This is a genomic window from Pantoea sp. MT58, from assembly GCF_014495885.1.
Lineage (GTDB): Bacteria > Pseudomonadota > Gammaproteobacteria > Enterobacterales > Enterobacteriaceae > Pantoea > Pantoea eucalypti.
In genome coordinates, this window is the sequence record NZ_CP061083.1 from 3690508 (window position 1) to 3713211 (window position 22704).

21 protein-coding genes are annotated in these 22704 nt (G+C 56.0%); 4 read left to right on the top strand and 17 right to left on the bottom strand.

The annotated features are described in order from the left end of the window. Positions 1-76: 76 nt before the first annotated feature. The 17 genes from IAI47_RS22085 to IAI47_RS17490 form a co-directional block, all read right to left on the bottom strand. Positions 77-202, bottom strand: a complete 126-nt coding sequence (locus IAI47_RS22085; RefSeq protein ID WP_008926662.1) for a hypothetical protein — start codon at positions 200-202, stop codon at positions 77-79. After that, positions 190-723 (bottom strand): DUF3304 domain-containing protein, encoded by a 534-nt coding sequence (locus IAI47_RS17420; RefSeq protein ID WP_008926661.1) that lies wholly within the window; start codon positions 721-723, stop codon positions 190-192. The genes IAI47_RS22085 and IAI47_RS17420 overlap by 13 nt, the downstream gene beginning before the upstream one ends. A gap of 267 nt (positions 724-990) precedes the next feature. Next, positions 991-1521: a DUF3304 domain-containing protein gene (locus IAI47_RS17425; RefSeq protein WP_110411715.1), complete on the bottom strand. Its 531-nt coding sequence runs from the start codon at positions 1519-1521 to the stop codon at positions 991-993. A 154-nt stretch (positions 1522-1675) separates the two neighbouring features. Then, positions 1676-1801, bottom strand: a complete 126-nt coding sequence (locus tag IAI47_RS22090; RefSeq protein ID WP_008926658.1) for a hypothetical protein — start codon at positions 1799-1801, stop codon at positions 1676-1678. Continuing rightward, positions 1789-2322: a DUF3304 domain-containing protein gene (locus IAI47_RS17430; RefSeq protein ID WP_008926657.1), complete on the bottom strand. Its 534-nt coding sequence runs from the start codon at positions 2320-2322 to the stop codon at positions 1789-1791. The genes IAI47_RS22090 and IAI47_RS17430 overlap by 13 nt, the downstream gene beginning before the upstream one ends. Before the next feature lie 110 nt (positions 2323-2432). Further along, positions 2433-3191 (bottom strand): DUF4123 domain-containing protein, encoded by a 759-nt coding sequence (locus IAI47_RS17435; protein WP_223296462.1) that lies wholly within the window; start codon positions 3189-3191, stop codon positions 2433-2435. Positions 3192-3218: 27 nt separating this feature from the next. Further along, positions 3219-5597, bottom strand: coding sequence for a type VI secretion system Vgr family protein (locus tag IAI47_RS17440; RefSeq protein WP_008926655.1), 2379 nt, complete (start codon positions 5595-5597; stop codon positions 3219-3221). Then, complete coding sequence (gene tssH / locus IAI47_RS17445) at positions 5594-8248, bottom strand: type VI secretion system ATPase TssH (protein WP_003855632.1); 2655 nt, start codon at positions 8246-8248, stop codon at positions 5594-5596. The genes IAI47_RS17440 and tssH overlap by 4 nt, the downstream gene beginning before the upstream one ends. A 172-nt stretch (positions 8249-8420) precedes the next feature. Beyond that, positions 8421-8912, bottom strand: a complete 492-nt coding sequence (gene hcp, locus IAI47_RS17450) for a type VI secretion system effector Hcp (protein ID WP_008926654.1) — start codon at positions 8910-8912, stop codon at positions 8421-8423. Positions 8913-8916: 4 nt separating this feature from the next. Further along, positions 8917-10629: an OmpA family protein gene (locus IAI47_RS17455; RefSeq protein ID WP_008926653.1), complete on the bottom strand. Its 1713-nt coding sequence runs from the start codon at positions 10627-10629 to the stop codon at positions 8917-8919. Further along, a complete protein-coding gene (gene tssL / locus IAI47_RS17460; protein WP_008926652.1) occupies positions 10626-11315 on the bottom strand; it encodes a type VI secretion system protein TssL, short form in 690 nt (229 codons plus the stop codon). The genes IAI47_RS17455 and tssL overlap by 4 nt, the downstream gene beginning before the upstream one ends. Continuing rightward, entirely contained in the window at positions 11312-12652 is a 1341-nt protein-coding gene (tssK, locus tag IAI47_RS17465; protein ID WP_008926651.1) for a type VI secretion system baseplate subunit TssK, read from the bottom strand. The genes tssL and tssK overlap by 4 nt, the downstream gene beginning before the upstream one ends. Before the next feature lie 17 nt (positions 12653-12669). Further along, positions 12670-14217, bottom strand: a complete 1548-nt coding sequence (tssC, locus tag IAI47_RS17470; protein ID WP_033743439.1) for a type VI secretion system contractile sheath large subunit — start codon at positions 14215-14217, stop codon at positions 12670-12672. Between the two features lie 24 nt (positions 14218-14241). Next, positions 14242-14742 carry a type VI secretion system contractile sheath small subunit gene (gene tssB / locus IAI47_RS17475; protein WP_008926649.1) on the bottom strand — a complete coding sequence of 167 codons (501 nt, stop codon included), beginning with the start codon at positions 14740-14742 and terminating at the stop codon, positions 14242-14244. Positions 14743-15749: 1007 nt separating this feature from the next. Continuing rightward, the gene (locus IAI47_RS17480; RefSeq protein ID WP_003855639.1) at positions 15750-16919 is read right to left on the bottom strand and encodes a Gfo/Idh/MocA family protein; all 1170 of its coding nucleotides are present in this window, start codon (positions 16917-16919) and stop codon (positions 15750-15752) included. A 10-nt stretch (positions 16920-16929) separates the two neighbouring features. Continuing rightward, positions 16930-17847 (bottom strand): TIM barrel protein, encoded by a 918-nt coding sequence (locus IAI47_RS17485; protein ID WP_008926648.1) that lies wholly within the window; start codon positions 17845-17847, stop codon positions 16930-16932. Positions 17848-17997: 150 nt separating this feature from the next. Beyond that, the gene (locus tag IAI47_RS17490) at positions 17998-19023 is read right to left on the bottom strand and encodes a LacI family DNA-binding transcriptional regulator (protein ID WP_008926647.1); all 1026 of its coding nucleotides are present in this window, start codon (positions 19021-19023) and stop codon (positions 17998-18000) included. 327 nt (positions 19024-19350) lie between these two features. On the opposite strand from IAI47_RS17490, the gene IAI47_RS17495 reads away from it, so the two are divergent. From IAI47_RS17495 to IAI47_RS17510, 4 genes are all read left to right on the top strand, one after another. Continuing rightward, positions 19351-20394 carry a Gfo/Idh/MocA family protein gene (locus tag IAI47_RS17495; RefSeq protein WP_008926646.1) on the top strand — a complete coding sequence of 348 codons (1044 nt, stop codon included), beginning with the start codon at positions 19351-19353 and terminating at the stop codon, positions 20392-20394. Between the two features lie 18 nt (positions 20395-20412). Next, positions 20413-21291, top strand: coding sequence for a sugar phosphate isomerase/epimerase family protein (locus tag IAI47_RS17500; protein WP_003855643.1), 879 nt, complete (start codon positions 20413-20415; stop codon positions 21289-21291). A gap of 217 nt (positions 21292-21508) precedes the next feature. Continuing rightward, a complete protein-coding gene (gene yghU, locus IAI47_RS17505) occupies positions 21509-22372 on the top strand; it encodes a glutathione-dependent disulfide-bond oxidoreductase (protein WP_003855644.1) in 864 nt (287 codons plus the stop codon). A gap of 10 nt (positions 22373-22382) precedes the next feature. After that, positions 22383-22676, top strand: a complete 294-nt coding sequence (locus IAI47_RS17510; protein ID WP_008926645.1) for a DUF1330 domain-containing protein — start codon at positions 22383-22385, stop codon at positions 22674-22676. The last annotated feature ends 28 nt before the right edge of the window (positions 22677-22704 follow it).

The window sequence follows — 22704 nt, forward strand, 5'->3', positions numbered from 1 at the left end:
TACAAAAGGGGAATAAAGGCCAGACGGTGATTAAGATTATTGCCGATTCCGTAGAAAAACTTCGATATTCAATGCTTTATAAAATCTCGCAGTTGTCCTGCTGCGAGCAGTTTTTACCAGCCAGCGCAGCCTGAATGGGTAAACGCCCCTGAGCCGGAAACGCCGGCGGGAACCACGCCAGATCGGTAATTATTTCGGACATACTTTTGGCTCCGGCATCTGCAGCGGCTCATTAATTGGATAGCCTGGTCTGCCAGGGCTCACGCAGCTTGTAGTCACCCTGACTTCATCGCAGGGCATAAAGTGCACCGTGATCCCACAGGTTTTTTGCCCCGTATAGTCCGGTACCGTTACCACCGCGCTATGCTGGCGATTATTAGCACTCATTTCTTTTTCCCATGCTCGATACTTAGCCGTATCTGCAAACCCAGGAAAGCCTTTCATTGAGGCTTCTCCGCTTTCCCAGTCAATTTTGACCGTCATACCCGGCCGCCACTTCGCCGGCACACCATAGCAGCAGCCACCACCTCCCCCCTGCCAGGGGCCAATAGCATCTATACCCGACTGACCGTCGACGCTGAAATGGTTGATTGCCCATTTTGTATGGTTGATGGCGACAATAACCCCGCCACCGCCGCTTCGGGTTCCGGCTTTCGCCGCCGGCTGACTGCAGCCCGTCAGCAACACGGCACTCAGTACCACGAGGTAATGTCGTATTTTCATTTTGTATTCCTTTAATAAAGAAACAGATGATGTGCGTCCTGCTTAGCCATGCCCCTGTGGGATGGCATGGCTAAGCATTACAAAAGGGGAATAAAGGCCAGACGGTGATTAAGATTATTGCCGATTTCGTAGAAAAACTTTGATATTCAATGCTTTATAAAATATCGCAGTTGTCCTGCTGCGCGCAGTTTTTACCAGCCAGCGCAGCCTGAGTGGGTCAACGCCCCTGAGCAGGAAACACCGGCGGGAACCACGCCAGTTCGGTAATTATTTCGGACATACTCTGGGCTCCGGCATCTTAAGAGGCTCTTTAATCGGGTGTTCCGGATGGCCATAGTTCGCACAGCTGGTCGTCACTTTTACCTCATCGCAGGGCAGAAAATGCACCGTGATCCCGCAGGTTTCCTGCCCCGAATAGTCCGGTACCGGTACCACCGCGCTATGCTGCTTATTCTGGGCCTTCATTTTTTTTTTCCAGGCCAGATATTTATCCCAATTTTCGTAACCGGGGAAATCCATTGAGTATCCCACACCAGTTTCCCAGTCAATTTTGACCGTCATACCCGGCCGCCACTTCGCCGGCACGCCATAGCAGCAGCCGCCCCCGCCGCCCTGATACGGCCCGATGATGTCTATTCCCGACTGACCGTCGACGCTGAAATGATTGATTGCCCATTTGGTATGGTTGATTGCCTCTATGGTTCCACCACCACCCCGGCTTTCCGCGTTCGCCTGCTGCTGGCTGCAGCCCGTCAGCATCAGGGCCCCCAGTACCACGAGGTAATGTCGTATTTTCATTTTATATTCCTTTAATAAAGAAACAGATGATGTGCGTCCTGCTTAGCCATGCCCCTGTGGGATGGCATGGCTAAGCATTACAAAAGGGGAATAAAGGCCAGACGGTGATCAAGGTCATTACCGATTCCGTAGAAAAACTTCGATATTCAATGCTTTATAAAATCTCGCAGTTGTCCTGCTGCGAGCAGTTTTTACCAGCCAGCGCAGCCTGAGTGGGTAAACGCCCCTGAGCCGGAAACACCGGCGGGAACCACGCCAGTTCGGTGATTATTTCGGACATACTTTTGGCTCCGGCATCTGCAGCGGCTCATTGATTGGATAGCCCGGTCTGCCAGGGCTCACACAGCTTGTAGTCACCCTGACTTCATCGCAGGGCATAAAGTGCACCGTGATCCCACAGGTTTTTTGCCCCGTGTAGTCCGGTACAGGTACCACCGTGCTGTGCTGCTTATTCTGGGCTTTCATCTTGTTTCGCCAAACATTGTATTTTTCCCTATTTGCAAACCCCGGAAATCCCTTTGAGCCTCCAACCCCCGTTTCCCAGTCGATTTTAACCGTCATTCCCGGCCGCCATTTCGCCGGCACGCCGTAGCAGCAGCCACCGCCGCCGCCCTGATACGGCCCGATAATATCAATCCCCGACTGACCATCGACGCTGAAATGATTGATTGCCCATTTGGTATGGTTGATGGCGACAATAACCCCGCCACCGCCGCTTCGGGTTCCGGCTTTCGCCGCCGGCTGACTGCAGCCCGCCAGCAGCAGGGCACCCAGTACCACGAAGTAATGTCGTATTTTCAATTTGCATTCCTTTAATGAAGAATCAGATGATGTGCGTCCTGCTTTGCCATGACTTTTCGGAACGACATGACTAAGCATTACCGAAGGCGAGCAGCCACATAACCCCACTTTCAGACGTCTGCTGAAGGTCGTCCGGTCAGGGTCCCAATCACCCAATCCTCTCGCTCTTCATCCAGTATCATCCCTTTGGCGGTAGCGGATAACATACCGTTGAAACAGGCAGTAAAACGCTGATCCTGAGAGGAAAATCCAGCATCGGGAACATTACGATGGCGAAGCATGAGCTTGACGTCGCAGATGCACATCAGGGCTTCAAACTGGCTATCGCTTAAGGCGATGTTCTGACACTTCTCGTTGATTCCAGGCTGGGCTCCCTGCCCCATCAGCACTCCCGGCTTCTCGTCGAGATCCAGCCAACTCCAGAACAGTGCCGGACGCTGCAACTGGGCCTGCTGATCAGGCTCCAGAATATGAGAAAACAGATAAGGGAAAATACGGGCATCAAAGTATCTGAACAGCCCTGCACGTCCCTCATGTGTCGCATCAGTGCAGGCAGTTAACCATTCAGCCAGAGTAGTGAAAGGCCAGGGAGAACAGACCACCAACAGCGGGGCAGTCTTTTGTACTTTCTGAGCCAGTTCCATAAACCACTGCTTTTGCTGAGGATCATGTAAAGAGATCCTGATTAACAGCGGCGACTCTTCATGCAGAGCATCTTCCGGCAAGCCCTGATAAAGAGACTGCCATACCAGAGATGATGAAAAATCCCGCAGTACAGGAATGACGGAAAAATCAATACCGCATTGGTCGAGAACAAAATCCAGGTGAGTCATTTTTATATCAGCACAGGTTTGCTGAAGCAGATTCACCCAGTCAGCGATATGTGTCGTATTCACTTATGACTCCCTTGGCACAAAGCCCTGTGCCAGCTGTTGCGCCTTTTTCAGGCACTCTTTACATACTGACGAAGGCAATTCTGGCAATGAATAATCCTCACTCGTCGGGCCCTGTAATTTATGCTGCCCTCTGAGGCTTAACAGGCCTGGACCATGCACGTTGATTTCACCCTCAGGCGTGAGCTTGATGTAAGCACCACCGCAGGCAAGCGTGATCCCATTCTTTGCCGTCAGCTGCAGATGCCCCTGAGTGGACTGCACCGTGACATCCTTCATTGATGTGAGCGACAGCGTATCTGCGTGGGATTCCACCGCCAGCGGGCCTTTGGCAGAGACCAGGCGAATGCCTTCCTGATGCGCCATCACCGAAATGGCCTGGCTGGCATTGACCGAATAGCGCTGAGCCGTGCTGAGATTAACTTCACCCTGGCTTTGCAGATACAGACCTTTCCCTGTGTTTACTACTGCTGTTTCAGGTGTGACGGCGGCAATACCTTTTGGCGCAGACATCAACAAAACCGGTTCTTTGAGTTCGCTGGCTCCTGAAACAAGCGCCTTCAGGGGTTGCGCATCCGGTGCGAAGTTTTGGTGAGTCCTTGCAAGCCCTCCCCATTCTGAAACCTGATTGACCGCACCTTTCAACAGGCTAATCGCTTGCTCCATCGCCAGAACGTCGCCCTGCGCCTTTGCCTGTCCGTCCGCCGAGATAAATATCCCTTTCTGCGCCCGGATAGCGCCCCAGCTGTCGGTTCTGAGCTCAAAACCCTCGCCGCGCTGTTGTTTTTCGCCATCGACCAGATGCCCCAGGTTCAGCTGGCTCTTGCCGCCGTATTCGGTGCTGACCTTGATGTGCTCCCTGCCCCGCTCATCGTCGAGACGGATTTTGTTATTCGCCGGCGTGCGCAGTACATTACGTTTGTAGTTGCGGATGATGACGGGGTCCGGGTGCGCCGAATCATGCAGCACGCCGGCGATATAGGGCCGGTCCGGGTTGCCGTCCTCAAAGCCAATCGCCACTTCGGTGCCTGCCAGTAGCGGCAGGTGCAGACCGTAAGTGTCCCCGGCGTACGGGCGGGCCTGACGGACCCACAGGCTCTCAAACCCCGTTTCCCTTTTTTCACGGTCAAACAGCATGCTGACGCGATAGCGGCCCTCTTTATCAACATGTCCGTAGGTGTCGTTCTCCGTGGTACTGGTGACGCGTGCCGGTAAGGTGCCAGCCATCACCGGACGATTGCCGGGGGCCGGACGGAAGCAAACATCTGCGCTGTCCGGGATACCGTCAAACCTGACGCCAAAATCCTCATCACGCCGCGCATGACTGTGTATCGCCGTGATGACAACGCCATGCGCAAACACCTCTGCCACTTCGTATCCGCCGCTGACTTTCAGGACCTGACCGGGAGAGAGTGTCGGGCAACTGGTGACAGCATGGATCTGCGTCTGGCCGTTCAGATAGCGCTCATGCCGGATGCGGGCGTAAAATGCACCGGACTCCGGGGCCGGATGACGTTCGTAGACATTACCCGCTGTCAGCCAGTTATCCGCCCAGTGATAGGCCTCACCACAGGTGGTGGCATCCCCGCGGGTCACGTCGGCCAGGGCATTCATCTCTTCGGTGGCCTGGCGGTAGTTGTAGTCGCGGGTGCTGACCTGCTTCTGCACCACGTTATGATGACTCTCCATCTCCCAGACCGCGTCCACGCCGTGCGAATGCTGCCCGGATGGCGGCACCGAGGGCAGCGTCAGGCCTTTCTCATAGCCCTGCTGGCTGTCACAGAACTCCACCACGTCGATATTCAGGCGCGTGTCGGTGGTGAAGCGGAACCAGATACCGTTTTCGCCCAGCAGGCGGGTAATAAAATGCAGGTCGTCCTCGCCGTACTGCATCACCTGCTCGCGGCGCGGGTACTCACCGCTCAGCGAAAACAGAAAATCCTGGCCGCGCATGCCATGGCGCTCACGGAGGATTTTTTCCACGATTTGTGGGACCGACATGTCCTGATAAATGGTGTTCTGGTGCGAACGGTCGAGCAGCGCCAGGCGCGGCCGGAGCGTTACGGCATAGTGGGTTTCATCTTTTGAGGTGCCAAGCCGTTCCAGGCCCGTAACCACGCCCTGAATCACCCGAACCGGCTGCTGTATTCTGATGCCGTAACCCTGATTAACCGGGGCCTGCAGCGTCAGAGAGGCCGCCTTCATCAGCATCATCTCTTTGCTGATAGCATGGTTATCACTTGTGAATTCAATGCGGTAGCTGAACGGCGTGCTCAGGGCTTCGTGACCTTCAAACGCCAGCACATCAAGATCGGCTTCACATCCCTTTACCGTCAGCAGATGGTGGCTGTGGCTGAATCTGATCAGGGGATTGGTGCTCATTCAGACGCTCCTGGTATCGGGTCAAACTCCAGTCCGATTCCCTCTTCCTCACTCCAGCTAAGGCGTAATGACCGGGGTTTCTGTCTTGCCGCCATGTAAGTCAGCAGCTGCTGACTCAGCACCGGCAGAATCTGCTGATTAAGCAGACTGTCAACGTTACGCGCCCCGGTATCCGGCAGCAGGCAGGCGGCGGTCAGTGCGCCATACAGGCTCTCGTCAATCTGCGTGGTCAGGCCGTAATGGCGATGAAGGCGCCTGCTGACCTGTGACAGCTTCATTTCTGCAATGGTACGCATCGCAGCTTCCGCCAGCGGGCGGTAAATCACGGTCTGGAAGCGAGCCAGCAGTGCGGGCTGAAAGTGGTCGCGTAAAATCGGGTGCAGCAGTTCCTGCAGATCGCCTTCCGTGGCCTCCGGCTGCTCATCAAGCAACTGCATCAGTGGGTCGCTGCCAAGGTTGGAGGTCATCAGGATAACGGTATTGCGGAAGTCGATTTCGCGGCCTTCGCCGTCGCGCATAAAGCCGCGGTCAAAGACCTGATAGAACAGGTTCATGACGTCGTGATGCGCTTTCTCGACTTCATCCAGCAGGATCACGCTGTAAGGGCGTTTACGTACCGCTTCGGTGAGGATGCCGCCCTGGCCGTAACCGACGTAACCCGGCGGCGAGCCTTTCAGCTGCGATACGGTGTGTGGCTCCTGGTATTCGGAGAGGTTAATGGTAATCAGCGACTTCTCGCCGCCGTACAGCACATCCGCCAGCGCCAGGGCGGTTTCGGTCTTGCCCACGCCACTCGGCCCGACCAGCAGGAACACGCCCTGGGGGCCGTTCTCTGACGTCAGCCCGGTCTTCGCTGCACGCAGGCGCTGCGCAATGGCATGGAGGGGAGCATCCTGACCCACCACACGCCGGCCCATTTCATTTTCCAGCGTCAGCAGTCCGGCCTGTTCATCTTTCATCAGTGAGGAGAGTGGCACACCCGTCCAGTCAGCAATAACGTTCGCAACCGTACGGGTGTCCACATCCACCTGAACCAGCACGTCGCCCTGCTGTGCCTGCTCAAGCTGCTGCTGCAGGCCGGAAATGTTAGCCTGATTGCTGATATCCTGCCGGCCGGCTATCAGTTGCTGCGCCAGCGCCTTTTCACTGCTGAATCGCGCTTCCTGTTCTCCGATGCGCACATCCAGTTCCGTCCGCAGCTGTTCAATGACACCCAGGCGATCACCATGACGGTTGCTGCCGGCGGCGATGTCGTCCAGCAGCGCCTGCTCTTCCAGCGCCAGTGCGGTAAGCCGTGCCTTAAGGCGTACAATCTGTTCCGGCACCGTATCAAGACTCATGCGCACTCGGGCAGCTGCGGTATCAAGCAGGTCAATCGCCTTGTCCGGCAGCTGACGGCCGGTCAGGTAACGGCGGGACAGGGTGACCGCGGCTTTAACCGCATCGTCAGTGATATGCACGTTATGGTGTTCCGCGTAGCGTGATTTCAGGCCTCTGAGCATCAGGCAGGCGGTATCGTCATCCGGCTCGTCGACCTTCACCATCTGGAAGCGCCGCTCCAGCGCGGCATCCTTCTCAAAATATTGTTTGTACTCACTCCAGGTGGTTGCGGCAATGGTGCGCAGCTCGCCACGCGCCAGCGCCGGCTTCAGCAGGTTGGCCGCATCGGCTCCGCCCGCCTGATTACCCGCGCCGATGATGGTGTGGGCTTCGTCGATAAACAGCAAAATTGGGGTCGGCGACTGCTGTACAGCATCGATGACGTTTTTCAGCCGCTGTTCAAATTCTCCCTTCACACCTGCGCCCGCCTGCAGCAGGCCGAGGTCAAGGGCGTGCAGAATAACCGGCTTCAGACTTTCCGGCACGTTGCCTTCGGCGATACGCAGTGCAAGACCTTCCACCAGCGCGGTTTTCCCCACACCCGGCTCGCCCACCAGGATCGGGTTGTTCTTGCGACGGCGGGAGAGAATGTCCACCATCTGGCGGATTTCCGTGCCACGGCCGAACACCGGATCAATCTTTCCTTCCTTTGCCTTAGCGGTAACGTCCAGGGTAAATTTATCCAGCGCATTCTGCAGCGCCGGGTTCAGTTCGCCCTCTTTCTGTTCTGCACCAACCGGACGGCCAGTAAACTCCACATCTCCGCCATGGTTCTGTGCCAGTTGCTCTTCATATTGCACTTCCGGGCGTTCGTCCGATTGTGCATCGAGCAACGGACGCAGACGTTCCAGCTGGCTCTGGCCCAGCGTCAGCAGTGGCCACAGCCCATCGCAGCGTACCAGGTTCTGTTTTTCCACCAGAGCCATCAAAAGATGCTGGCTTCGGATTTGCCCTTCACCATTAAGTGAGGCAATCAGCCAGGCTTCCTGCAGCAGAGTCTGAATGGCATCAGACAGCTGTGGACGATGGCGAACCGAGCGCGGCTGCCTGTCCAGCCAGCCCAGCAAATCCTGCCAGATGGCGTCCATATCCCACTCGTAGCGGCGTGCCAGCACCGTCAGGTCACCCTCGCCCTGCTCCAGCAGTTTCAGCAGCCAGTGCTCCGGCAGAATTTCTGCGTGTGCGCGGGTCTGGCAGAGCGAAGCCGCCCCCTCCATCGCGCGGGCACAATAAGGGTTCAGACGTCGCAGCAGGATGGCTGGATTTTCCATAAAGTTCTCTCTTTGTCGGTTCCTGGACACGCTACCGCCCATCGCTGTTTCCCGTTAAGGGGACCAGAGCGCATTCGGTCAGCAGGCAGATTGTGGGTTTCTTTGCTGAAAGCCCGTTTCAGACAGGCGCTCAGCAAAAAACTGCGGACAGGAAATCCCGTCCGCATCGGGCTTACGCGGTGGCGCGTTCGTTCCAGCTATCGGAGTGGATGATGTTGCCGTCTTTGTAGGTCCAGGTGATTTTTTCGTAGCGCAGTTCGATGCGCTCAAGGTGGTTGTGCTTCTCGTAAGAAGGGTCCTTGACGTCATACATTTCAGGATTGACCTTCACCACTTTCACGTTTTCCAGTTTGGTGTTGAAGTACTCCACTTCCTGGCCCGCGTCGTTGATTCTGTACCACCTGAACTCCGCAGATTTCAGGGTCTGGCCGGTGGTCACCGCCTTGTACAGATACGGGCTGGCCGAATCGATCTCCTTGGTAAACAGGAACGGGGTGTGGATACGGGTGCCGGTCAGCTTGCCGGTGTTGTTGTCGGTCGGGATGTACAGGTTATGCTCCTGCGCCACCACTTCGATGCTGCCTTCACGGTCCTGCACGTCCACAGACCCTTTAATGTCCGCGCCACCGTCGTCTTTCAGCCAGAGATAAACAGGAATTGCCATGGCATTACTCTCCATTGTGTTGTGATACGTCATCATCCTGCGATGACGCCTGGGTGTTGCCCGGTATCTGACAGGCGTTCGCCTGCGGAACCAGACTGATTTCGACACGGCGGTTGAGCGCCCGCCCCGCCGGGGTGTCATTGGTTGCAACAGGGCGGCTTTCGCCATAGCCCTGCACCGCAAAGCAGCTTTCCGGCACGTCACCGGTGTCGCGCATCCAGTCACGAACCGCGGCGGCACGCCTGAGCGACAGCGTCTGGTTCAGTTGCGGATTACCGGTGTTGTCGGTATGCCCGGACACGACAATCAGCCAGCCCGGTTTTGCCTTAATGCCGACCAGAGAATTGACCAGCATTCTGGTGGAGCCTGTTTTCAGCACCGCTTTGCCGGAGTCAAACAGCGACATACTGTCGAGACGGACAATTTTCGTTACCGGTTGAGGGATCGGCTGGGGTTCAGGCGGCAGTGACGGGGGTTCATAAGAACGGATGGCATCCAGCACAGGCATTCGCAGACGCTCACCCTGATACAGGCCGAGGCTCATCCGTGCCGGTACCCCATTCCGCGCCCAGCCATCCAGCTCTGTCGCATCATCACGCAGAGTGGCAACGGCGCTGGCTTTTGGTCCGGAATCCTGCATCGGAATACGGTCATAGCGGGCAATATCGAAACTCACACGCTGCAGCAACTGACGATTGTTCCAGCCACTGCTAAGCAGTGCTGCGGTTGCCGCCAGCGTGAAAATACCGAGAGCACAACGCCAGCTGCGTCCACGCGAGGTCAGGCCCTCTCCTTCTGGCAGCAGCGGCAGGACAAAATCCGGGAAGGGGGATAAAATCGTACTGTCGGACCCGATTGGCTGCCAGCCTGCCACCTGCTGCATCGCCGTGCGATGGGAAAGCCATGCTGTCCAAACTGATGTGGCCAGACTTCCGGCAAGAATTGGTCCCATTCCCCATAGCATCGCCAGCGGTGCAATGGCAGGAACATCGGGGTTCTCATCTGTAAAGACAGCTTCAACGTGGTGATGGAACCAGCTCATCAGACTGTTCATCAGCACCTGTTGCTGCATCGCAGGCAGCCCACCGGTGGTGATCCATGCAGCGATGGAACACGGTGCTGAAGACGCACGCCACATCCTCACGCTTTCCCCCGGTATGGCCACCTGCCAGAGCATGTCATTCATCATCGCGCTGCCAACCTGACCATTCAGAACCAGCGGCAGAGAATGGCCCGTTGCTTTACGCAGTTGGCTGATTTGCCAGCGCAGAGCCAGCAGGTGTTGGGTAAGGCGCTCGCTGTCGGCATGTTTCTGCGGGCAGACAGTAATCATCACCGACAGCTGACGCCCCCAGTCGGGACGAAGCCACAATACCTGACGGGCTGCCTGCTCCAGATCCTGATGATCTTCCACACGGATCCAGCAACCCTGCGCGACCGTGAGCACCGGTGACGGCTGCGTCCAGGCTTGCGGAAGATCGCCACAGATCAGCACCACAGGATGGCGATAAGGCGCCTCCGGAAGACCATCCAGATGCAGGATGACATCCTGCGCCGCACGACGACTGGCGACAGTCAGGATCGCCAGGATCAGCCCCAGAACGGTAAGCAGAACGAGCACGGACATCAGCCGGGATAGCGGCAGAAACCCCAGGCAGATCACTGCACTCAGCAGGGCGGCCCACAGCGCAAGTCCGCGCTGTTGTGCAGGACTCATGTCACGGCTCCCGGCAACAGGGTCAGCAGCGTCTGATCCAGCCAGTAGTTCAGCCCCCACCAGAGTGCAGCCACCACCACTACGCTCAGACCAATACGCACGGGCCATGACGCCAGCCAGCCGCCCATTCGGCCTGTGGCAAGGCTTTCCGCCAGCACCGGATGGGTTTGTGGATAACTGAACGGCGTGACATGTTCGCTGAGTGCACTGACAAGTTTCTGGCGCTCCGGGTCACTCAGCGATCGGAAACTGCCGAGAAATCCCAGCATCATGACGCGCTGGAAGCAGGTCACGACAGCATGGTCAGGATCGGGCTCACGCAGCACATCCCGCATCCGATCACAGAGCGTATCGCCAGCGTCCATGGTGCCAAGGAAATGTCCCTGCAGGGGAATGTCATACCACTGCACACAGGCATCATCCTCCACACCGCGACCTTTGACTGCCTCATCAAGCAGCGCACACTGCGCAGTGAGAATATGCTGACAGCTGACTTCATCGAGTTCCTTCGCTTTCAGCGCCTGCTGCACCCGTTCGACATCAGCAATGCAGTACTCCCACAACAGGCGTCCCTCTCCCTCCTGGAATATCGGACCGTGACACAGGCTAATCACCTGCAACCAGGTATTCTGCAGCAGGGCATCAATATCAATGGACGCGGACACGCCACGTTTACGCTTACTCATGTTCTCAGTACCGCAAAGAGTTCAAGTTCAGGCTCGCCGAGCATGCCCGGAACGTAAAACATGCAGGTGCCACCCTGAAGCATTTCAATAGCCAGAGGATGAGAGACATCAAGGCTGAAATACTGGTTTTCCAGACGCAGTGGAATGGCGGCAGGCACATGGCGCAGTGGCGTCAGCGGTACGCCTGTCCGTGACGAATTGACGATACTCCTGACGTGATCGGGACTGCCGGCCTTGCACTGGCGCGGGAACTGCTCCTGCAGCCGGGCCACCGGCATGGGTGAACGCACGGAGAGATAGTAATCAGCCCCTTCGCGCAGCCGTGGGTCATGCAGCCGGGCCTGCCAGAAGTGAAGCCGTGCATCATGCTCAAGCTCAATAGCCACCACCCGCGACGGCAGACTGGCCTCAAGCAGATCGCCCAGTAAATCAAACAGTGGCGGGAAGACGTTATTCAGCTGCTCATGCTGCCAGACCGGAATGGCACTGACCTGGTGTTCCAGCGAGAAGGTCAGAAGACTTCCCGCAAGCCGCGCCAGCTCCGGGTACAGACGTTCAGGCGGGCTTTGCGGGTGACGCTGAAACTGACTGAGTACCGGTTCAGCGCTGTTCAGGGCATTGAGCAGCCAGAAAAGGGAGACGTCAGCCACGGCAAAATCGGCCATGCGTTCGTTACTTTCACGACGCATATTCATCAGGCGACTCAGACGAGCACGCAGTTGCGTCATCAGCTGCTCCAGCTGAGTCACCAGCCAGCGGCTGCCCTGCAGAGCCAGCAAAGGCGGAAGCCAGGTGTCATCGAGTGCCCAGCCTCCCTGCGAATCCTGCTGGAGACGGGCAACCGGACAGGTCAGGTAATCGCTGTTGTTCTGATGGGCGAAACGCAGCGTCAGCAATGGCTGCATCACCGCAATCTGACGGGTGTCTTCCCCGAATATATTCCGGACATCCCGCCAGCACTGGCGGTAGCGCACCGGACGCTCGGCCACCTCATCAGGTTTAAGGCAGTTACCGCCATTCGCGCGCATCAGCGGAAGAGCCAGAACGACCACCACGTCCTGTGATTCATCCTCAAGTGCCAGTACCGGTGGCAGATCGTCAGCATTATCCGTGTCGATAAGCGTGCCGTCCGGGAACCGAAGGTGCAGATGGCGGGCCTGCAGTCGGCCCAGCCTCAGCGTTTCTGGTTCAAAAGCGACATTTATCACGCCCCAGGGGTGTGATAACCCCATTCGGGCGATACCTTCGGCAGACCAGGCCGCATACGCGACCTGTTGCTGGAAGTGCTGGGGAGAGACCATCACGCCTCTTCCCCATAACGGCTGTTCCGTTCTCATTGGCTTCCTGCCTTAGCTTACGATTTTACCTTCGGCATCCGGGAAACCAGTGACAGGTTGACGTCCATCCCTTCCACCTGAAAATGCGGCACCGCATACAGCTTCACGCGGAAGAAGCCCGGGTTATCCTCAATGTCTTCCACCACCACTTTCGCATCGCGCAGCGGGTGTGAGGCCTGCAGCTCGTCGCCCGGATCGGTCATCTCCGTGACCAGACTGCGCACCCAGGTATTGAGCTCCAGCTCCAGCAGCCGGCGGTCTTTGGTGGTGCCGATGTTTTCGCGCTGGATCAGCTTCAGGTAGTGGGCAATACGCGACAGCAGGAAGATGTACGGCAGACGGGCATTGATGCGGCTGTTAGCCGTCGCATCGGCGGTGTCATACAGGGCCGGCTTCTGCGTGGAGTTTGCCGAGAAGAAGCAGGAGTAATCGCGGTTCTTATAGTAAGAGAGCGGAATGAAGCCCAGGTTTGCGAACTCAAATTCGCGGGTTTCCGGGATCATCACCTCTGACGGGATCTTCACCTGATTACCCGTACCCAGATCGTACAGATGAATCGGCAGGTCCTGAACGGCACCCCCGGCCTGCGGGCCACGGATCTGCACACACCAGCCGTTGCTGATGAAGCTGCGCACCATGTTGGACGCAAAGGCAAACGCGGCGCTGGTCCACAGGTATTTGTCGTGATCCGGGCCTTTCACTTCCTCCACGTAGCTGAAGCTGCGCACCGGCACGGTGTCCGGGCCGTACGGCAGCCGGCCCAGCACGCGCGGCATCACCAGACCGATGTAGCGGGCATCGTCCGTCTCGCGGAACGATTTCCACTTGATGTATTCGGCGCGGTCAAAGTAGTTGCCGATGTCCCTGATGGCCGCCACCTCCTCCATGCTCTCTTTCAGGAAGAATTTCGGGCCGGCAGAGCCGATAAACGGCATGTGCGCGGCGGCAGACACTTTGGAAATACTGCGCAGCAGGGCGACATCCTGCGCAGACGCATCAAATTCGTAAGCGGAAATCAGCGCGGCAACCGGCTCCCCGCCCGGCGTGTCATACTCATCGATATAGGTGTGTTTATAGAGGCCGCTCTGGATGATTTCCGGGCTGTCTTCGAAGTCCTGACGCAGGTCTTCTTTGGACATATCCAGCAGCTCAATCTTCACGTTCTGGCGAAAATCGGTTTTGTCGACAAGGGATTTGACGCCGCGCCACAGGCTCTCTGTTGCCTGAAAGGCCTCATGGTGCATGACGGCGTCAAGCTGGCGGCTAATCTGCCAGTCCAGCTCCGCGATATGGTGGTCAATCAGGTGTTTGTCGAGTTTTTCAACCTTTGAGCCCGCCTTGGTCAGGCACTCCAGAAAAACCTGCATGCCCGCCGTCAGCCGCTCGTCCGCCGTGGCCTCCGACATCGCCTGCGCGTCCTGCCAGGTGTCCAGCGCACTCAGCGCGGCGACCGGCGTCAGATTGATTTTTTCAAACAGCGAGGCATAAATCCCGCCGGCTGCAGGACGTTCCTGCACCACACCTTCGCCAGCCGCGGCACTGCCGTTTTGTACAGACATCAGCATCTTCCTTATTAATCCGTTAAATCGTTATGGCTGTTCAGGGACCAGGGCTGAAAGTTCGGCTCTGAGCTCTGCGCTTAGCGTCGGGTCGAGCAGGATGTTTTCCAGTGCTTTGCGGAACGTCTGGTTGTCCAGCAGGTTCGCCTTTAAATCACGCAGTAAACTTCGCATGGAAAGCATGGCTTTCAGCTGGGGAATCTGGCGGGAGACCTGCTCCGGGGTGAAATCCTTCATGCTACGGAAGGTCAGGCTGATGTTGTCTTCGCTGCCGTCACCGGCCAGCGTGTTTTTAACCGTCAGGTTTACTTTCGGGGAATATTCAGAAAGCACGGCGTCAAAGTTATTTTTATTCAGGTTAATTTTTTTGCGCTCGGACAGGGGCGCAGACGCCTGACCGTTACTGAAGTCGCCCGCCACCAGTAATTTCAGCGGGAGCTCGGTTTTTTTGCCTGCGCCTCCCGTGTGCAAATCAAGTTTTAAATTAATGCGCGCTTTGGGTATTTCGGACTGAAAGGAAGAGTCAGACATGGTTGTCCCTGTTCTATGAATTGACAGAAGCGGTCAGTGCCAGTGAGAAATAAACGGAAAAGTAAGACCCTGCCAGAACAGCTTCACGTTTCACGTCATCCGACGTAAATCAGAAATCCGGAATTAAAAGCGGGCGTATTCCCTTCACCAGCATGTCGACACGGTATTTCTGAGTCATTTGTCTGAAATGAAAAAATTCAGATAAAACCCAGTAGGCGGAGTGTAGGAACGTTGAATGCCTGAGCGTAAACGGAAAGATGTAACAGAATATTACCGATGCTGATTTTAACAAGCCCGAATCATCATGATGATTTATAAGAATTTTCCTGCGAATCCCGATAAGGTCTTACAGAATAAGGGTGTGCAGTAAGCGGCTGATTTACATTAATCACTAAGCAGTACGATTTTCCATCAGTTGCGCGAAATATCTGATTTATGGCTTTATTCAATAAACGGGAAGCAGGAGAAGATAAATGTTTAAAAAAACAAACAGCATTTACTGTGTTTCAATAAAAATTAATCGCTTGGTTAAATCGGTGTTATTTATTTTGCTGAACTAAAATGACAACGCTGGTTAACAGATTGTTTCCGGAATAGTGAAATGACGCGTGCAATGACACGATATGAATGAGGGGAAAATAGAAATCACGTCTGCGACCTGCACATGTTAGCCGCTGCTGAATAAACATGAGCAGGAACAACAATCGTTCGGATGCAGACAGAGTGAGTCAGACAATGATGAGATGTGCAGCGTTTAACAGAATTATTTAATGCTCCGGCGGTCATGCGTCCAGGTACTATATCTCTGCACAGGTAATCGGATTTCTGGAACCCCTCATGCTCTGCTGCTTACTTTTCCTGTCAGCCATCGTTCCGGGCTTTAAGTAAATTAACCGGCCAATACGGGCTGTCTGGCCCATATCCAACCGGTTTATGCTCAGTCACAGGAGATAGCGCTTAACTTTATACCGCAGCCGTAAAGTCTGCTCGCTCACGTTATATTCGCTTCAGCACGCCACCCACACCGCTCCGGCGTCCGCTGATTTCACGCATTGCGCCACCCAGCGCACGCCCGCTAATCCGGCATGCACATCGGGATACCAGAAATCCTCAAGGAAGGCAGAGTCGTGGCGATCGGTCGCATCCATAGCCAGTGCGAAGCGGCGATAAAGATTCGACCAGGCTTCAAATAATCCCTCGGAGTGCCCTCCGCCAATGCGGTCCTCTTCCAGCGCGCGCGGGCTGAGATAGCCCATGCCGCGCTCCAGAATCCGCACGGGTTCGCCCTGCACTTCGTATCGCAGCTGGTTTGGCTGCTCATCCCACCACTCCAGACTGGCTTTCGATCCAACCACGCGGATCTTCTGCCCATGCATCGATCCGGCATTTACCGCCGACGCCCAGAGCGTGCCGACCGCGCCGTTGTCATACTCCATCATCACAAAGGCGTTATCCTCCAGTGGTGCACGCGACGTGACAAAGCTCTGGCGGGAACAGAGCAGACGCGTCACTTTTAACTGCGGCAACATCGTTTCAGCGATAAATAGCGGATGCGTCGCCAGATCGCCTAACACGTAACTCGGGCCAACAAAACGCGGATCGACCCGCCAGCGGGTGCTTTCACTCTGTAGCTCCACCGCTTCATTATGGAAGCCATGAGCAAACTGCATATTCACGATGCGGATCTCTCCCAGGGCCCCTTCGGCAATCATCTCTCTGGCCTGATGAACCAACTGATGCCCGGCATAACCATAAGTGACGCCAATAATTTTCTGCTTCTCACGACTTAGCTGCTCCAGCTCATCGGCCTCTTCGACCGTAAAACAGAGCGGCTTCTCGCATACAACATGTAGCCCGGCATTGAGTGCCGCCCGACAGATGGCGAAATGGGTATTGTTAGGTGTGGCGATCGACACCGCTTCTATGCCATCTTCGCGCCCTGCTTCCCCGGCGAACAGGCTGGCATAATCAGGATAACAGCGTTCAGGTGCCACACCCAGCGCCTGACCGAACTCGCGCCCACGTACCGCATCAAGATCAAACGCGCCCGCCAGCAGCACAAAGTTACCGTCACGCTGTGCCGCCGAACGATGGATATAACCAATCTGACTGGTGCCGCCGCCACCGATCATGCCCCAGCGAAGTGAGCGATTAGCCGCTTTTTTACCGTTAATCATGCTGTTGTCCTCAGAATCCTGTTGATCGGAGATAGTCCAGACTGGCTTTAACATCCCGCAGGCTGGTGTCGGCATGGCGCGGATCACGCTCCTGTTCGATGGTGATCCAGCCCTGATAATTACGCTCAGTCAGCAGATTACGCACCGCCGGATAGTCGATTGCGCCCTGCCCGAGCGGACACATCACGCCCTGCGCGCAGGCGGTGAAAAAGTCGAGTCCGCGAGAGCGCGCGTCACGCCAGATCTGCTGGTTGACGTCTTTAAAATGAAGGTAATCGATGCGCGACCAGTACTGCTCCAGCGACGCAACGGGATCCATTCCGGCGTAATAGAGATGGCCGGTATCCAGGCATAAACCGGCGACGTCATGCGGAATGTCAGAAACCAGCTGCGCCAGCTCATCAGCAAACTCAATGCAGCCGCCCGCATGCGGATGGATCACCGGCCGCACGCCATACTCCTGCCAGGCAATCTCGCTCAGAATAGTGATGTGCTGCATCATGCACTGCCAGTCATCCGCGGAAAGGCGTGGCGCTTTTTCTGACTGACCCGCATATTTCGCCCGCTCCGGATTGCCGAAGTCGATGATCACAAGATAAGGCGCGCTGGCTCCAGGTGTTCTGGCGGCTGTCGGCACGCTGGCGAGCGTGCGACACAGATTGTGAGTCAGCGTCACCAGCGCCGGAAAATGCGCCTCACTGACTAAATCATCAAAAATCGTCCCCGCCACCAGCGAAAGCGAGTGGGCATTAAGCTGCCGGGTCAGCTCATCGGCATTCACTGGCAGATAACCCCAGGGGCCGAGTTCGATGCTGGGGTAGCCAGCCTGCGCGGCCTCGGTCAGGACTTTGTGAAACGGCGGTAGCCAGGGATTAGCGGGATCATCCACGCCCCAGCTACAGGGCGCATTAGCAATATGAAAGGTCATGATATCTGCCTGTGCAGTGAGAACTGCGGGCAGTATCAAATAAAAATTTCATCCTGGACAACAGTGAAAGTTTCATTTTTTGATAGAGATCGCGTTTAAAAATTGCGATAAATGATAGATTACTATCAAATATAGGCTAACCTGCTCTTTTTACAGGTTTTCACGCGTCACGATCTCAAACGGCACGGTGACCTGCGCAAAATGGTCGTGCTGCTCCGATCGGCTGTGGAGACAGGTATGTATGACCGCCTCTGCCATGGCATCAAGGCGATGACGCAGCATCAGCGTGATGGTGCCGTCAATCAGCGCCAGTTCATCACCCGGCAGCGGACCGTGGCACAGCAGGTCGATCTCCCGGCGCCCGCTCTCACGCAGTGCCCGCACCACACCCTCTATGCCGCCGCAGGGCGCATAAATCATCACCAGATCATCATGGGTCTCCAGCAGTTGGCGGGTTGCCTGATAGCCACCCTCTGACGACTCAAAAGTCTTTAACGGTTCCAGTACCCGCTGACGGATGCCCGACTCACGCAGATAGGAGCGAAAACTGATCTCGCTGCTCTCCTGGCAGGTAAAGCGGTGATCGCCCAGCAGTACTCCGACGCATCCCGGCTCACGCAGCAGATGCTGCGCCATCCATGCGGCAGTGCGCCCCGCTTTTTGATTATCAATGCCGATAAACCCCGCATGCTCACAGGGCGAGAAATCGGAGAACAGCGCGTAGACTCGTACGCCCAGTCGTGACACATCCTGAATGGCGTGACGAATCAGCGGATGGTCCAGCGCCACCAGCGCAATCACATCGCTGCGCTGAGCCAGCTGACGCAGCGACTGCGCCACCGCGTCCACTTCGTGAATGTCATGCCAGCAGAATTCAGGTTCGCGGCCCTGTGGCTGCTGCATCTTAAGCTGCTGATTCAGCGCTTCGCCCAGTTGCTGATAAAATGAATAGCGGGCAGGCAGCAGGATAAAGCTCACGCGCAGTGGAGTCTCTGCCAGGGTCGGGATGGCCTGACTGTGTGCCTGCGTCAGGCGATAACCCAGCTCGCGCGCCGCCGCCAGCACTTTCTGTTCAGTCACGCTGCGAACCGGCGCACGGCGGTTCAGCACCCGGTCTACCGTCGCCACACCCACGCCCGCCGCCTGCGCGATCGCGGTCATCGTCACTTTAGACATTATCCTTCTCCCTGCTGCTATCGGTAGCGTTAGCTGACGGCTACGCTTTTAGATTCTGTTAAATAAGCCATCAACACTTTATCGTGACACGGCCATTTCCTCTCATTTTTTTGATAGAAAATCAGTGCTAACCTTGATCACCCTCTCAAAATGAAACATTCATTTCTTTCTGCATTCTCTTCAAAACATCTATTTGCTAAAACGGATAAAAATCCCACACCGATTCGGTTGATGGGATCACATCATTAAAAGGTTAGAGCGACGACGGCGGGCTTTCTATAGTGGAGTCCTGAGCACCACCTGCCCGTACGTAAAAAAGGAAAAGCTATGTTCCCTTCAACGCTTCCGGCTCCACGCATAACGGATGCCAGCCAGGTTCCACGACTGCGCTGGGGCATTATCGGGCCAGGCTGGATAGCCGATCATTTTGCCCATGCGCTGCGTCGGCATACCCGGCAGCAGATCACGGCAGTCGCCGCACGTGACCCGGCAAAAGCGCAGGCCTTTGCCGACAAATGGGCAATCGGCCATGCCACAGACAGCCTGGATGCGCTGCTGGCGCGGGAGGATGTTGATGCGGTCTATATCGCTACGCCTCACAACCACCATTTCCCCGATGGTCTGCGCGCGATTGCCGCCGGAAAGCCTCTGCTGATTGAAAAGCCGCTGGCGCTGAATGCGCAGCAGGCAACGCAGCTTAAACAGGCCGCCGCTGCCGCGAACCTGCTCTGCATGGAGGCGATGTGGTGCAACTTCACGCCGAAGTATGACGTCATCCGTCAGTTGCTGGAGGATGGCGTACCCGGTGAGGTCCACACCCTGATTGCCGATCATGGTGAGTTTTTCACGCCGGATCATCGCATTTTCAATGCCGACCTGGCGGGCGGCCCAATGCTTGACCTCGGCAGTTATCTGGTGGCGCTGAGTGTGTTTGTGGGCGGCGGTGCGCCTGAAACGATCGTCGCCCGTGGTCAGCCCGTCCCGAATGGCCGCGTTAACGGTCAGACGTCGATGCTGTTTACCCATCGGCACGGCATGCAATCGTTGCTGAATACCACGCTGTTCAGCAACACGCCAGGCTGTGCGGTGATCGCCGGTCGCGACGCCACGCTGGAGCTGGCGGGCCAGTTCTATGCGCCTGGTGATTTTACCCTGACCTCCAGCGACCGGTGTCACCGCCTGCAATGGCAGGAACCCACTAATCGGTATGAACAGCTCAGCCATGAAATTAACCACTTCGCCTGGTGTATCGGCCAGAACCTGACCGACTCCCCTGTCCATTCGCTTGACCAGGCGATTATCACCCTGGCTGCGATGGACAACGTCAGGCAGCAGATTGGCATCACCTTCAATGAAGAACAGCAACTTTAATGTGCCTGGAGCAGAAAGATGAAAATCGCTTTTGATGTGGATGTAATCAAAGATTTAGGCATCACCCGTATGGTTCATCAGGTGGCCGACTGGGGATACAAATATATCGAACAGTCGCCACATCCGCAGATCAACCCGTTTTATAAACATCCTAAAGCCAGCCGTGAAATCATCACCGAGTATAAAAATGCGTTAAGCGCCACCGGGCTGGAGATCTCCTCGTTTATCGTTGTTTACCGATGGTCAGGTCCGGATGAGCTGCGCCGTCAGGCAGCGGTGAAGAACTGGAAGCGGATGATTGAGATTGCGGTTGAGATGGGTGTGCAGGTGATTAACACCGAACTCTCCGGCACCCCTAACGAACCGGAAATCTGTGAAGAGATGTTCTATCGCTCAATGGAAGAGCTGTTGCCGATCATCGAACGTGAAGGCATCCGCGTCGAAATTCAGGCGCATCCGTGGGATTTCTGCGAAGAGAACAACGAAACCGTGGATATCGTGAAGTCGTTCCGCAGCGATAACGTAAAGTATATCTACAGCGCGCCACACACTTTCTTCTATGACAAAGGCAAAGGGGATGTGAAACCGATGCTGGAGTACGCGGGTGACGATCTGTCGCACATGCTGATCGCCGATACCATGAACCATACAAAACACTGTCGCTATATCGTTAACCCGCCAGGCGTGGATGCCACCATCCACCAGCATGTTGGCGTGGGCGAAGGCGAAGTGGACTTCGATACCCTGTTCAAAACGCTGCGCGACACCGGCTTTGCTACCCGCACCCATAAAGTCGGCGGTGAACCGATCATCGCAGCGTCTCTGTTTGGCTATCCGGAAAAGATGAAAGTTCAGGCGATTGAAACCCGCGAACTGATTGAGCGCGAACTGCTGTAACCGACCTGCCGTGCAGTCATGGCTGGCTGCACGGTAATGTCTGTTCAGGACAACAAACGCCCCGCCTGACACACTTTTATTCACTTTTCTCTGATGCCGCGACCCGCCTGAGCTCGCCCCGTTTTAGCACACCCTCGCACAGCCAGCAGAGTTAAACCCCCTTTGCAGCACCTGCTACACTCCAGACCAATACCACACCATAAGGCGAACTTTCATTATGTCGGAAAATGCATATCAGCCCGCAAAAGTCTGGACCTGGGACCCTGAAGCCAAAGGTAACGGCGCGAAAACTAATCGTCCGTTTGCAGGTCCCACCCATGAAAAAGCGTTGCCGGTCGGTAAACATCCTTTACAGCTCTATTCGCTCGGCACGCCTAACGGCCAGAAAGTCACCATCCTTCTGGAAGAGCTGCTGGCACTTAACGTCAACGATGCTGAATATGATGCCTGGCTGATCCGTATCGGCGAAGGTGATCAGTTCTCCAGCGGTTTTGTCGATGTGAACCCGAACTCGAAAATCCCTGCGCTGAGCGACCACTCCGCAACGCCGCCGATTCGGGTATTTGAATCCGGCAATATTCTGCTCTATCTGGCGGAAAAGTTTGGCTACTTCCTGCCGAAAGATATCGCTGGCCGTACTGAAACCCTGAACTGGCTGTTCTGGCTGCAAGGCTCAGCGCCTTATCTCGGCGGCGGTTTCGGTCATTTCTATCACTACGCGCCAGAAAAAATTGAGTACGCCATCAACCGCTTCACACTGGAAGCGAAGCGTCAGTTTGATGTGCTGGATCGTCGGCTGGCTGATAACCGCTATCTGGCGGGTGATGACTACACCATCGCTGACATCGCCACCTGGCCGTGGTACGGCAACATGGTGCTGAATGACCAGTATGGCGCAGCCGAATTCCTGGATGTGCAGTCCTATAAAAATGTGGTTCGCTGGGCGAAAGAGATCGCACAGCGTCCTGCCGTTATTCGTGGCCGCAAGGTCAACCGCGTCATGGGCGACCCGGCCGATCAGCTGCATGAGCGTCATGATGCGGCTGACTTCGATACCAAAACCCAGGATAAAAAAGCGTAAGGAGAGACCTGTGAGTGCATACGTTGTATTTATTCGTGATAACACCCTGAACCCGGACGAAATGGCGATCTACGCCGAGAAAGCGGGCCAGGCGCGCGGCGATCATCAGATCAACCCTCTCGCCTTTTATGGCGAGCTGGAAACGCTGGAAGGTCAGGAAGCAGAAGGTGTGGTAATTCTGGAATTCGCGAGCCGTGAAGAAGCACATGCATGGTATGACAGCCCGGAATATCAGGCTGCCAAAGCGCACCGTCTGAAAGGCGCGAACTATCGCGTGGTGCTGGTCGAGGGTGTAGCTAAGTAAGACTTCAGGCGGCAGCGATGCCGCCTTT